Origin of the sequence: Bradyrhizobium brasilense (assembly GCF_029714345.1) — a bacterium.
Classification (GTDB): domain Bacteria; phylum Pseudomonadota; class Alphaproteobacteria; order Rhizobiales; family Xanthobacteraceae; genus Bradyrhizobium; species Bradyrhizobium australafricanum.
Genome location: NZ_CP121669.1, coordinates 3,574,123 through 3,585,321, shown reverse-complemented (window position 1 = coordinate 3,585,321; position 11,199 = coordinate 3,574,123). Strand labels below are relative to the sequence as shown.

Annotated in this window: 12 protein-coding genes; 4 read left to right on the top strand and 8 right to left on the bottom strand. The window is 61.7% G+C overall.

The genetic code is table 11. The annotated features are described in order from the left end of the window. Window positions 1–59: 59 nt before the first annotated feature. Complete coding sequence (locus tag QA635_RS16660) at window positions 60–491, top strand: acyl-CoA thioesterase (protein ID WP_283070399.1); 432 nt, start codon at window positions 60–62, stop codon at window positions 489–491. 39 nt (window positions 492–530) lie between these two features. Here QA635_RS16660 and QA635_RS16655 read toward each other — a convergent pair whose 3' ends face one another. The 3 genes from QA635_RS16655 to recA all read right to left on the bottom strand — a co-directional run bounded on the left by QA635_RS16655 (window position 531) and on the right by recA (window position 3,794). Further along, window positions 531–1,517 carry a hypothetical protein gene (locus QA635_RS16655; RefSeq protein WP_283070397.1) on the bottom strand — a complete coding sequence of 329 codons (987 nt, stop codon included), beginning with the start codon at window positions 1,515–1,517 and terminating at the stop codon, window positions 531–533. Next, window positions 1,514–2,524: a hypothetical protein gene (locus QA635_RS16650; protein WP_283070394.1), complete on the bottom strand. Its 1,011-nt coding sequence runs from the start codon at window positions 2,522–2,524 to the stop codon at window positions 1,514–1,516. The genes QA635_RS16655 and QA635_RS16650 overlap by 4 nt, the downstream gene beginning before the upstream one ends. A 181-nt stretch (window positions 2,525–2,705) precedes the next feature. Then, window positions 2,706–3,794: a recombinase RecA gene (gene recA, locus QA635_RS16645; RefSeq protein ID WP_092090369.1), complete on the bottom strand. Its 1,089-nt coding sequence runs from the start codon at window positions 3,792–3,794 to the stop codon at window positions 2,706–2,708. A 1,670-nt stretch (window positions 3,795–5,464) separates the two neighbouring features. On the opposite strand from recA, the gene QA635_RS16640 reads away from it, so the two are divergent. Beyond that, complete coding sequence (locus tag QA635_RS16640) at window positions 5,465–5,668, top strand: hypothetical protein (RefSeq protein ID WP_253609962.1); 204 nt, start codon at window positions 5,465–5,467, stop codon at window positions 5,666–5,668. Between the two features lie 67 nt (window positions 5,669–5,735). Here the strand turns inward: QA635_RS16640 and QA635_RS16635 are convergent, their stop codons facing one another. From QA635_RS16635 to QA635_RS16625, 3 genes are all read right to left on the bottom strand, one after another. Beyond that, window positions 5,736–5,966 carry a hypothetical protein gene (locus tag QA635_RS16635; RefSeq protein WP_016848527.1) on the bottom strand — a complete coding sequence of 77 codons (231 nt, stop codon included), beginning with the start codon at window positions 5,964–5,966 and terminating at the stop codon, window positions 5,736–5,738. A gap of 97 nt (window positions 5,967–6,063) precedes the next feature. Continuing rightward, window positions 6,064–6,366 (bottom strand): hypothetical protein, encoded by a 303-nt coding sequence (locus tag QA635_RS16630; protein ID WP_076828393.1) that lies wholly within the window; start codon window positions 6,364–6,366, stop codon window positions 6,064–6,066. 174 nt (window positions 6,367–6,540) lie between these two features. Further along, the gene (locus QA635_RS16625) at window positions 6,541–6,672 is read right to left on the bottom strand and encodes a hypothetical protein (protein WP_050387707.1); all 132 of its coding nucleotides are present in this window, start codon (window positions 6,670–6,672) and stop codon (window positions 6,541–6,543) included. A 218-nt stretch (window positions 6,673–6,890) separates the two neighbouring features. Here QA635_RS16625 and QA635_RS16620 point away from each other — a divergent pair, with 218 nt between their 5' ends. Then, a complete protein-coding gene (locus QA635_RS16620) occupies window positions 6,891–8,366 on the top strand; it encodes an amidase (RefSeq protein ID WP_283070383.1) in 1,476 nt (491 codons plus the stop codon). A gap of 38 nt (window positions 8,367–8,404) precedes the next feature. Continuing rightward, window positions 8,405–8,869 (top strand): PaaI family thioesterase, encoded by a 465-nt coding sequence (locus tag QA635_RS16615; RefSeq protein WP_225164349.1) that lies wholly within the window; start codon window positions 8,405–8,407, stop codon window positions 8,867–8,869. Between the two features lie 357 nt (window positions 8,870–9,226). On the opposite strand, the gene QA635_RS16610 is transcribed toward QA635_RS16615, so the two are convergent. Continuing rightward, a complete protein-coding gene (locus QA635_RS16610) occupies window positions 9,227–9,520 on the bottom strand; it encodes an HdeA/HdeB family chaperone (protein WP_283070380.1) in 294 nt (97 codons plus the stop codon). Window positions 9,521–9,822: 302 nt separating this feature from the next. Beyond that, the gene (locus QA635_RS16605) at window positions 9,823–11,163 is read right to left on the bottom strand and encodes a sensor histidine kinase (protein ID WP_283070378.1); all 1,341 of its coding nucleotides are present in this window, start codon (window positions 11,161–11,163) and stop codon (window positions 9,823–9,825) included. Between the last annotated feature and the right edge of the window lie 36 nt (window positions 11,164–11,199).

The window sequence follows — 11,199 nt, the reverse complement described above, 5'->3', positions numbered from 1 at the left end:
AACGTCCCTGCTAACCGCGGGACGAACGATAGCGAGGGCCGCCCGCGGCAGGAGGAAACATGCGCGAGGAATTTTGGTTCCATTTCCCGTTTCGCGTCCGCTATTCGGAGGTCGACGCGCAGGCCGTGGTGTTCAACGCCCACTACCTCACCTATTTCGACACCGCCATCACCGAATATTTCCGCGCGCTCGGCTACGACTATCTCGGCGAGGTGGCGCGGACCGGCATCGACTTCCACACTGTGAAATCGGTCGTCGAGTACAAGGCGCCGATCCGGTTCGACGAGGACATCGAGGTCTGCGTCCGGGTCGCCAAGATCGGCCGCTCCTCGATCAATCTTGCGCTCGCGATCTTCGCCAGGGGCTCCGATGACCTGCGCGCCACCGGCGAGATCATCTGGGTCGCGACCGACCAGAAGACGCATCAATCGGTCGCGGTGACCGAGGACCTGCGGGCGCTGATCGCGAGCCGCGAAAAGGCGCTGGCATAGGCGCAGGCTGATTGCGCACACGCGTTGTGCGGATCAGGCTTACGGGGCGACCAAGCTGCGGCTCTCGGCGTCCCAGCGCCACAGCCGCTCATTGGTCAATTCGGTGCCGCCCCACCAGCGATGGATCGGATTGTACTGGCTGAAGTCGAGCTCGCGATCCGACACTTCCTGGCCGAAATCGGTGAGCGACAGCCGACTGTACAGGAGTCGTTCTCGTCGGGCCTTCAAATCGTCGGCCGCCTCGATCTCGGAGGGAAATCCGCTCAGGACCGGTGATGGACAATAGGCGAGCCGGTCCAGGATCAGCTCCGCTTCCTGAAAATCGAACACGCCGCGTTCCCGGTTCAGCTCGCTTGAAAGGACCTGTGGGCTTGTCTCGCCGTCGGCGACGAGATCCAGCATCCGCAGTTCGGACGCGCCGAGGCCGGTGTCTCGCCCGGGCAGCTCCTCGAGCAACGCAATGAGCGCCGCGCGGAGCTGCGGGATGGCCGACAGATCCTGCATGAGAAGGTCGAAACAGGGCTCGGGCGTCGGAGCGCGATAGGCATTCCAGGCGCGACCGGCCAATTCCAGCCGATCATCGGTCACCGCAAGTGCAGGCAATCGCCATTTCGCCGAGCTCTCGCTTCGGTACCCGCCGATCTCGACATCGGTCTGGACCAGACTGAGCTTCGCTACGATGTGGCGGTGCGGGCGGAGCACGTCGAGCAACCAGGCCAGCACCAACTGGTCATTCGGCTGGGGATCAGCCCATAGCTCGACGCTGTCGCAACGCTCACACAACTCGACAAGCCCAAAGTCCCGACCGATCGAGCCGGTCCATCTTGAACTGGCGAAGTCGAGCCAGTGCGTGTCGAAATCGACATGCTTTGCGGAACGCGGTTCCAGCAGGGTCGTGAGGTCATCTGACGAGGGCATTTTCCCCCAAACGAAGCGCGGCCTCAAGCCGACGACGATATCCGCCCTTCCCGCCTGCCTCAGGCGATAGCTCGCGAGATCGCTTGTCGCCAGGATCAGACTCGTCACGACGTGCGCGGCTCCCGCTGCGTGTCATGGCCGGTCAACGCCGGATTCCAGCGCCAAAGGTTGTCGTTGGTGAGGTGCGTGCCGCCCCACCAGCGATTGACCGGATTGTGGTCCGTGAAGTCCGCCTTGTGGGCAAGCACCGCCTTGCCAAACTCCGTCACCGACAAGCGGCTTCGCTGGAAGGCCTCCAGGCGACGTCGCGCATTGTCCGGGTCGATGGAGCGCAAGCCATCGTCGAGCCCGGCAATCGCCGGTCGCGGACCATGCGCAAGGCCTTCGAGCAGCCTGCCGATTTCCATGTCGTTAAAGACGCCACGCTGGCGAAAGCCGCGGAGGTAGAACAGCGCGTTCGTCCCCATGAACCCGGCGGCGACCAGTTCAAGCAACCGCATCTCGGTCGCGCCCAGTCCGGATCGGCTCCATGGCAGCTCACGAAGCAGATCAAGCAGCGCCGGCCTCAGCAAGGGAAACGCGCTCAGGTCGCGATGAACCGCATCGAAACAGGCCTCCGGCGTTGCCGCCCGGTACGCCTGCCAACATACGCTTGCGGTCTCAAGGTCCTCGGATCGGATGTTGGCAAGCGGTACCTGGTCCCAGCTACGCCACGTCTCGTGCATCGTCAGCAGATCGAATGCGACAAGCCGCAACTTCAACTTGGCCGCCAGCGCCGGGTAAGCTTGGAAATGATCGAGCAACCAGATGAGCTGCAGTTGATCATTTGGATCCGGATCGAACCAAAGCTCGATCACCTCGTAAGGCTCGCAAAATTCGTTCAGTGCGAGGTTCCTACGTGCCCGGGCATCCTGAGGCCGCTGGCCCCACGCGCACCAGTGCGACCAGTGTCCGACCGGATTCTTGTCCGACCGCGCCCCGAAATACGCCTCGAGTTCTCCTGGCGACGGCAGCGGTCCACCGACAAACCGAAAGGTCGATGTAATACCGACCTCGGCAAGCCCCGAACGGATGAGGCTGAGGCCGGACGGACTGGTCAGGATCAGGCGCTTCATCGGCCCAACTCTCGCGACGACACACAAAACCAAACGGGCGCCGAAGACGTCGGCAACTCAACGTCCTCAGCACCCGCTTGCAGCGAAGTCATGTGATGATTTGAGCATGATCTCCGCGCAAACGCTTCGCGTTTGTCGCGAGGGAAAACCGCTTCGCACTTTTCCGGATCATGCTGAAGGCTTACTCTTCCGTCGGCTCCTCGCCCTCGGCGTCGCGCTCGGGCGTGCCGGCGAGGATCTGCTCGGAGATCAGGCCGGAGTTCTGCCGGATCGCGGCTTCGATCTTGGCGGTGATGTCGGGATTCGACTTCAGGAATGCCTTGGAATTCTCGCGACCCTGGCCGAGCCGCTGGCTGTCATAGGAGAACCAGGCGCCCGACTTCTCGACGATGCCAGCCTTGACGCCGAGGTCGAGGATCTCGCCCATCTTGGAGACGCCCTCGCCATACATGATGTCGAACTCGACCTGCTTGAAGGGCGGCGCCAGCTTGTTCTTCACCACCTTGACGCGGGTGGTGTTGCCGACCACCTCGTCGCGCTCCTTGATCGCGCCGATGCGGCGGATGTCGAGGCGAACCGAGGCATAGAACTTCAGCGCGTTGCCGCCGGTGGTGGTCTCCGGCGAGCCGTACATCACGCCGATCTTCATGCGGATCTGGTTGATGAAGATCACCATGGTATGGGATTTGTTGATCGAGGCGGTCAGCTTGCGCAGCGCCTGGCTCATCAGGCGGGCCTGCAGGCCCGGCAGCGCATCGCCCATCTCGCCCTCGAGCTCGGCCTTCGGCACCAGCGCCGCAACCGAATCGACCACCAGCACGTCGACTGCGCCGGAACGCACCAGCGTATCGCAGATTTCCAGCGCCTGCTCGCCGGTGTCCGGCTGCGAGATCAAGAGCTCATCGATGTTAACGCCGAGCTTGCGCGCATAGACCGGGTCGAGCGCGTGCTCGGCGTCGATGAAGGCGCAGATGCCGCCCTTCTTCTGGCCTTCCGCCACGGTGTGCAGCGCCAGCGTGGTCTTGCCTGAGGATTCCGGCCCGTAGATCTCAACGACGCGTCCCTTCGGCAGGCCACCGACGCCGAGCGCGATATCGAGCCCGAGTGATCCCGACGACACCGTCTCGACATCCATCGAACGGTCGTTCTTGCCGAGCTTCATCACCGAGCCCTTGCCGAACTGGCGCTCGATCTGGGAGAGCGCGGCTGAGAGGGCCTTGGACTTGTCCATGGAGGATCCTTCGACGATACGCAGTGCAGTGGCGGACATTTGGGATGTGCTCCTTATTGCGGGGATTCGCTAGCGGGACAAACGGGCGATGAGATCAGGCGGAATGCGTTGTTGATGGGAACCTCGTACCACGTTTGTTCTATGTTCGCAATATGTTCTTTCGAGCAAACCGGTACTGGCCTGTTTCCATCCCTAGTGGCCTACTTTGAAATTTCGAGTGGCCTAGTTTGGGTTTAACCCTGCCTCAACCATGGATTGGCAGCTGTTCTCAGTAGTCCTACCGAGCAGCCTATAGGATGTTCTATCCCCATCCGTTCCGCTTGACGGCCAAACGTTCTTCCCCGGTGTTCTCCGTGGGTGAACGGGGTTCCTGAATCCTCGGTCGTGCCTCAGATGAAAATCGCGCCAGCCAACGCGCCGCCCAATTGGGTACTCATTTCGATCCCACTGAGGTTAACGCGCCATGATGTAAGGTTGATGGCCCCATTTGGCACAACCCATTTTTGAATGGAGGCACCATGAGATATAGCATCTGCATTCTATTGGCGGCGCTATGCTTGGGTCCCGGCACCGCAATGGCGCAATGTAGGGGTCTTAACGGCCAGTCGGCATGTGGGCCCAATCCATATCCTGCCAACACTACCAAACACCCAGGCGGCGGAAACGATACAACAGGCCCAGGCGCAAAGGCGCCAGCAACTGGGCTCCCGGCGCAAGACCGCGGCCAAATGCGTGGACAAACTCCTGCAAGCAGGATTGCGAATCCACACTAGATTTAACGAAAGCGCAGGCTGAGGCCGCCTCAGTTGGCGGCCTCTTCTTCGTCATCCTCATCTTCTGGAGCCGAGTTTGTCCCATGACGGACATGCGTATTGGGAGTTGCGCACCGTGACCAAGTTGCCGCGCATACGCCGGTTCCTAAGTGGCCTGTTTTGATTTGGCGAGTGGCCTATTTCGGCCAGTACCAGCAAACCGGTGCTGGCCTGTTTCCATCCACAGTGCCCTGCTTTGATTTTTGGAGTGGCCCGGCTTGGGTTTAACCCCGTTGTAACCAAGGGGTAGCCGATGTTCTCGGTAGGACTACTGAGAAGACCCTCAGATGTTCTGGCCCCATAATTTCCTGCGGGTCGCGATCTGTTCTCGCGGAATGTTTACTGGAACAATTGACCCGGCAGTGCCCTTATTTGGGGGCCCCCAGCCAGACAGGTAGCCCCCCGACTGCTGGAGGAAAACCCGCCTCCGGGACGGGTTGGCGGCCCCCTGTCGGGGCCGTTTAAAATTCCGTAGTTCTCCGGCCAAGAACAAAGTTCCGGCCGTACGATGCGCCTCGCGCCCGAAGTTCCCTGATAATCAACAAGTTAACCTGACAGGCGCGACGGCGTCCGATAGCGGCTGGCACAATCTGCATACTACCTTCGTACCCCTCCTGAGCCCTGGAAAAACTCCGTAGCGTTCGACGGAAGACTCAGGTTCCGCCAGTGTTCGTAACATTGGCCTGCTCAACCAACGCGAATTGCGCGGCGCTGGGCAGGCAACATGGCTGGCGACCGTTCCGTGGCGACGCTGCCGACGGACGAATCCTTCCAGAATCCACAACGACAGCTCGAACGGGCGCGGCCTTTCACACGATCTTTTTACGGGCGCTGATCATTATTACAACTAATGGTTTAAATGTCGACGACCGCCCTTCATTCGCGGAACCGTTACAGATGATCCACAGGGGCATCGAGTTCAGCGTCACTCAGCTGATGGCCGGCGTCTGGAAATGGCGCTTCCAGATCGGCGATCGCGTCTTCACGGGCAAGACCGAAGCAAAGCTCGATCTTCTGGCGATCCGCCGCGTGCAGCTGCGGATCGATCGCGAACTGAACAATCTGGGGCGGAAACGGACCCGCGGCAGCAATGGGGACTGAGGCATAGTCTATCGTGCACGCTCCGGTGCCCTGACCGGCTGGCCCGCCCGCTCCGCTCGAAAACGCTTCAATCCGCGCTTGCCAGCCGCCGCATCGTGAACTCGATGTCGCCGCCGGGAAGCTCGCGCCAACTCTCGACGGCGCTCATATAGGCCGCCTTCGGGTAGCGCTTGAGAAAGTCACGCGCCCTCACGCGGGCCTGATCGCGTGGCAGGCTGAAGGTCTCGCGCAGATAGCCGTCGTCCGGCTTTCGCCGCTCGGCCATCCGGCTGGCGAGATCGCGCGGACGAGACACCATGCCGCAACTCCGGACCAACTGACGACACCCCAATATAGGGGCGGCGGCGGGAGAATCCGAGTCTGCGGGAGACGGACGACGTCGCCCCGAATGGGCGTTACTGGCTGCGCGGCGCGGCGCTTCCGGGCTGCGCCGAGCTTCCGGTCTTGGTCTTCGGCTTGGCGGGATGGGCGGCCGCCTTCGGCGGATCGCTGCGCACGACGCCCCAGGGATCGGACGATCCCTTGGCATCGGGAATCTTGCTGAGCGAGTCCTTGTAGGCCTTGTCCCTGACCGCGTCCTGCTCCTTCTCCTCCTGGGTCCTGGTCTTGACCTCAGGCATCAGGTTGACGTTCGGCATCTGCGCATAGGCCGGTGCCGACAGCAGCACCGCAACCGCGACTGCGCTCAAAACTCTCATAAGAACACTCCCTGCGTTTCGTCGGCGGTATATCACCGCAACAAAGCCGCCGCCAAGCGCGCCTGCCCCGGCCCCGAACATGATGCGTTTCCGCGGAATCGCATCATGTTCTCATCTCTTTGTTTGAGCATGATCTTTTTCGGAAAACCGGTTTCCACTTTTCGGATCATGCCCCTAGAGATGGTCTGACTTGCAGGATTTCGGCGACTGCATCCAGTCGTCCCAGATCGGACCGCAGCGCGTGCAACCGCTGAGCGCAAGCCCGATCGCAACCACGCCGCCGAGCAACACCAACCTGCGGAACATGTACGCCCCCACCACTCGCGAGCAGGCAACTGGGCGCCGAAACTGGGGCATTTTCAAGCCGGGCACGGCGCTTGCAGCGCAGCGCAGTGCGCGTCGGAGCGCAGCGCAGTGCGCGTCGGAGCGCAAGCGCGCGTCGGACGGGCTGCCGGCGCGCACTGGTTTGACCGGGCGGCCGCGCAAATTACACTGCGCAACAAAGCAGAAAAGGAATCGATCAAATGACTTTGGCGATGAGCTGGGACGAGTGGACGCAGCACGACGGGACGGCGCTCGCGGAGCGCGTCCGGAACGGCGAGCTGACGCCCCGTGAGCTGGCGTCGCAGGCAGCCAGCGCCGTCGCCAAGGTCGATCCCGCGCTCTGCGGCGTCGTCGAGCTGTTCGACGATGTGATCGCCGATCCGGCGCGCGACGGCGCCGACCTCGACGGCCCGTTCGCCGGCCTGCCCTTCCTGATGAAGGACCTCGGCCCGACCCTGAAGGGACGGCTGCAGGAGATGGGCTCGCTGATGATGCGCGGCAACCGCGCCGCGGCGGATACCTTCCTGACCGCGAAGATGCGCAAGGCCGGCCTCAATTTGATCGGCCGCACCACGACGCCGGAGTTCGGGGTCTGCAGCTCGGCGGAAAATCCCGCGGTCTATGTCACGCGCAATCCCTGGAACACCGACTACACCACCTGCGGCTCGTCGGCAGGCAGCGCGGCGATGGTCGCCGCCGGTGCGGTGCCGATCGCGCATGCGACCGACGGCGGCGGCTCGATCCGGATTCCCGCCGGGGTCAACGGCAATATCGGCCTGAAAGTCTCGCGCGGCGTGTTCTCGCTCGCGCCGCATCTGTCCGATCTCACCGGGCTGGTCTCGATCCAGGGCTGCCAGTCGCGCTCGGTGCGCGACACCGCTGGCTTCGTCGATGCCTGCCGGGGACCTGCGCCCGGCGAGTTCATGCCGTTCTGGAGTTCGCCCGAGCCATATGCCGCGATGATCGCGCGCGATCCCGGCCGGCTCAGAATCGCGCTGTCGCACACATGGGGCGACTATCGCGCGACGCCGCACATCACAGCCGAGCTCGAGCGGGTCGGACGTTTCCTCGAAGGCCTCGGCCATCAGGTCGATTACGCACTGCCGACGATCGACTATCGGCAAGCCTTCGCGGCGCAGACCACCTGCTACATCAGCAATTTCGCCGTCGTGATCGGCAACATGCTCGCCGCGCGCGGGCAGGAGCGGCCGCCGGCGGAGCTGATCGAGCCGATCAACATCCGCATATGGGAGCACGGCCGCGACTTCAGCTTCGCCGATCGCGCCCGCATGCAGGCCGTCTTCAACGCCACCTCGCGCGGCTTCGGCGCCTTTTTCGAGGACTGGGACATCATCCTGACGCCGATCACGGCGCTGCCGACGCCGAAGGTCGGCACCACGGAATATCTCACCATCAGCGACAATCCGTCGGTGCTGGACTGGTTCGGCAATCTCTGGCGCAACTTCGCCTTCACGCCGCTCGCCAATCTCTGCGGCATCCCCGCGATCTCGCTGCCGCTCGCGACCAACGAGCACGGCCTGCCGCTCGGCATCCAGGCGATCGGAAAGCAAGCGAGTGACGGGCTGTTGCTGCAGCTCGCCGCCCAGATCGAACGGGCGATCGACGGCAAGTGGAATGACGGCAAGACGCCGGCCGTGCATGTCACGCGCAACTAGAACAAGATAGATAGCATCAACAGAGGGAACGGGACGTCATGCAGCAGCAAGCCGGGGAATTCGGGATCGACGACGCCAAACGCGTGCTCGGCGACGTCTTTGCGCCGTGGGTGCAGGACCTCAATCTGTCGATCGAGCAGTTCGACATCGCGCCGCCCGCCGGCGGCGATGCCGACTGGCAGCCCGGCGCCATCCTGCGCATGCCGTTTTCCGAGCGGTTGTGCCGCAATGGCGGCATCGTCTGCGGCCAGGCGCTGATGGCGTTCGCCGACACCGCGATGGTGCTCGCCAACCTCGCGGCCAACAAGGGCTATCGTCCGATGACGACGGTCGACCAGACCACGCACTTCATGCGCGCGGTGACGGCATCCGACGTCCTGGCCGACGCCCGCGTGGTCCGGCTCGGCCGCACCATGAGCTTCGGCCGCGTCACGCTATCCTCCGCCACCGACAACAAGCCGGTGGCGATGGTGTCGAGCGCCTTCGCGATGCTGCCTGGGTAGAGCTCTTGCATCATGGACGGCGTATCTCCTCATCCTGAGAGAATGTGAATGCATTCAGCGTCGTCCTGGCGAAAGCCAGGACCCATTACCCCAACCGCTTCTTATTGTGCGACGCTGGGGCCACTCGCACTCTCAATCGAATTCGGTGGTTATGGGTCCTGGCTTTCGCCAGGACGACGGTACGGAGGCCGCTCGCTACAATTCTCACACCGTCATCCTGAGGCGCTTGCAGCAAGCGTCTCGAGGCACGAGGCCACCAGCCCGGCCTCATGGTTCGCCTGGCGATGCGAAGCATCGTACAGAGACGCGCGTTCCGCGCCCTCACCATGAGGTTTCAGGCTAATCACGCTGCTAGATTTACTTGCCGAGCACGGCCTCCGCCGCGTTGACGATGCTGATCGTCGGATTCCTTCCGCAATAGGTGCCGAACTTCTTGGCGTTCTCGGTAAACACATCGGTGTCGATGATCGCCTCGTCGGAATCGCCCTTGTACCAGCCGTCCATCCAGACCAGCACCATCTTGATGGTGTCGTCGCCACCGTCGACGAACTGCTTGCAGGTCATGGTCGAGAGATCGAGGACGGTGGCGCTGGCCGGTGCCGACGACAGCGCGAGCGCGGCGGCAAGCATGATCGAGGCAGTGATCTTCATCGCAATCTCCATGGGCAATGATCTGAAATGAACAGGTCGCCGGAAGCCCGGCGGCTCCGTCCGCGACCTCGTAAGCGAAGCGTCGCGGCGAACGCAAGCATGGCATCGCGCAAGTTTGCCTGCACGTCGCTTCAGTGCACGGATTGAGAATTCGTGTTTCTGACTTGTGACGGCGCCGCGCTAAAGCGTGATGAGAACAGGGCGTGTACTAGCGAGGTCCGTGTCGCTCTCAAAAGCCGACATCGGCGATGCTGTGGTGAATGTCCGCTCAGGGCCAACACAAGACATCTTGTGTGGCGCAATCAAAGCGGAAGAATGATCCGGCAGACCACTCCCTCGGGGGGCCAATCAAAACTGACAGTGCCTTTTCGCTCGGCAGCCATCAGCTCGATAACCTTGCTGCCAAAGCCTGCGCGGCTCGGTGGCTCTACCTTCGGACCATCGGTCTCGCCCCAGGCCAGTTGCAGCTTCCGGTCGGCGTCGGACCACGTCACGTCGATACGGCCGTGGTTGGAGGATAATGCGCCGTACTTAGCAGCGTTCGTTGCCAATTCATGGACGATCAAGGCGACCGCTTGCGCAACGTCCGGTTCAAGCAATACCTGTGGTCCGCTCAAGCGTACACGGTTGTCCGCCCCAGCGGAATATGGGGCAATCTCCTGTTTGACGATCTGCGTCAATTCCGCCCCGATCCAACGGGTTGCTGCAAAAAGCGAATGAACGTTCGCGAGAGCCTGAATGCGTCCCTGTACCGACAGCTTTAGCTCTTTGACAGTATCGGCCCGCGAGAGATTGACGATAGCATGCACATTGGCAAGCAAATTTTTGCTTCGATGCTCGGCTTCCCGTGCAAGCATCGAAACTCGCTCTTGGATTTGTTTCTGCTCGGTAATGTCGCGAGCAATCTTGGAAGCGCCAATGATGACGCCATCGCGGTTCTTGACGGGAGAAACAGTCAAAGAGACTACAATCTGGGTCCCGTCTTTACGCTGACGAATAGTCTCGAAATGCTCAATGCGCTCTCCACGCCTTATCTTCGATAGTATTTCCCGTTCTTCAGCATGCCGGTTCTCCGGAATGACGATTGTGATTGGCTGTCCGATTGCCTCCGCTGCTGTGTAACCAAAGTCGCGTTCGGCGCCCTCGTTCCAGCTAGAGATAATGCCGTCCAGATTTTTGCTCACGATGATGTCGTCACTCGAATGGACTATCGCGGCAAGTAAATTCAGCTGCTCTTCGCTTTGGCGAAGCGCGCTCTCGATCTCCATGCGCTCGGTGATGTCGGTGTTCGTTCCGTACCAACGAGTTATCTGGCCCGTGTCATCACGAAATGGGAGCGCGCGCGAAAGGAACCACCGATAGGTGCCGTCCTTGCCTCGCAATGGAAAAGTGTCTTCCCACGGCGTTCCGGTTTCGAATGACTTTGTGATATTTGCGACGACGCGGTCTACATGCTCGGGGTGATGCACTTTTTGCCACCCCCATCCCTGCATTTGCTCGAAGTCAGTGCCTGTGTAGTCGTACCAAGGCCAATTGTACCAATTGATATCGCCGGAGGCGTCAGCGATCCATGCAAGCTGGGGGATGGCGTCCACTAACGCGCCAAGCGCAGCCCAATCGATCCGGTCCAGCTGCTTGTCCAAAACCGGTCCTCGCGACCGTTTCCGCCTATCTAACGA

Excerpts from the sequence above, each read along its gene's own strand:
- QA635_RS16640 (WP_253609962.1), top strand. The coding sequence starts at position 5,465 with ATGATCCACAGGGGCATCGAGTTCAGCGTCACTCAGCTGATGGCCGGC.
- recA (WP_092090369.1), bottom strand. The coding sequence starts at position 3,794 with ATGTCCGCCACTGCACTGCGTATCGTCGAAGGATCCTCCATGGACAAG.
- QA635_RS16625 (WP_050387707.1), bottom strand. The coding sequence starts at position 6,672 with ATGTTCCGCAGGTTGGTGTTGCTCGGCGGCGTGGTTGCGATCGGGCTT.
- QA635_RS16615 (WP_225164349.1), top strand. The coding sequence starts at position 8,405 with ATGCAGCAGCAAGCCGGGGAATTCGGGATCGACGACGCCAAACGCGTG.
- QA635_RS16630 (WP_076828393.1), bottom strand. The coding sequence starts at position 6,366 with ATGAGAGTTTTGAGCGCAGTCGCGGTTGCGGTGCTGCTGTCGGCACCG.
- QA635_RS16660 (WP_283070399.1), top strand. The coding sequence starts at position 60 with ATGCGCGAGGAATTTTGGTTCCATTTCCCGTTTCGCGTCCGCTATTCG.
- QA635_RS16620 (WP_283070383.1), top strand. The coding sequence starts at position 6,891 with ATGACTTTGGCGATGAGCTGGGACGAGTGGACGCAGCACGACGGGACG.
- QA635_RS16635 (WP_016848527.1), bottom strand. The coding sequence starts at position 5,966 with ATGGTGTCTCGTCCGCGCGATCTCGCCAGCCGGATGGCCGAGCGGCGA.
- QA635_RS16610 (WP_283070380.1), bottom strand. The coding sequence starts at position 9,520 with ATGAAGATCACTGCCTCGATCATGCTTGCCGCCGCGCTCGCGCTGTCG.
- QA635_RS16650 (WP_283070394.1), bottom strand. The coding sequence starts at position 2,524 with ATGAAGCGCCTGATCCTGACCAGTCCGTCCGGCCTCAGCCTCATCCGT.